This is a genomic window from Amazonocrinis nigriterrae CENA67 (assembly GCF_016056305.1).
GTDB lineage: Bacteria > Cyanobacteriota > Cyanobacteriia > Cyanobacteriales > Nostocaceae > Amazonocrinis > Amazonocrinis nigriterrae.
Map to the genome: position 1 here is coordinate 23,527 of NZ_JAECZC010000050.1, position 248 is coordinate 23,774.

Annotated in this window: 1 protein-coding gene; it reads left to right on the top strand. The window is 43.5% G+C overall.

All coding sequences use genetic code 11. From position 1 onward, the window contains the following. Positions 1-47: 47 nt before the first annotated feature. A partial coding sequence (locus tag I8748_RS21285; RefSeq protein ID WP_198126548.1) for a hypothetical protein occupies positions 48-248 on the top strand: 201 nt, incomplete at its 3' end.

Below are 248 nucleotides of genomic sequence, written 5' to 3' on the forward strand. Positions count from 1 at the left end.
CTGCTCCCCAATGCCCAATGCCCAATGCCCAATACCCAATTAGACAAATGGAAGATCCAATAACACAGATCCTCGAAAGCAAATTACAGAAATTAGTAGATTACATTTACAGCCTTCACCCCGACTTAGAACCAGGTGAAATAGCAGCTATTACCGCATTTCTCATTGACGGCTTACCAGCGGTAATTGAATCGTGTGATTTAAAGCCAAATATTCACGACATGGCGGCAAGCCTCAAACAGAAACGC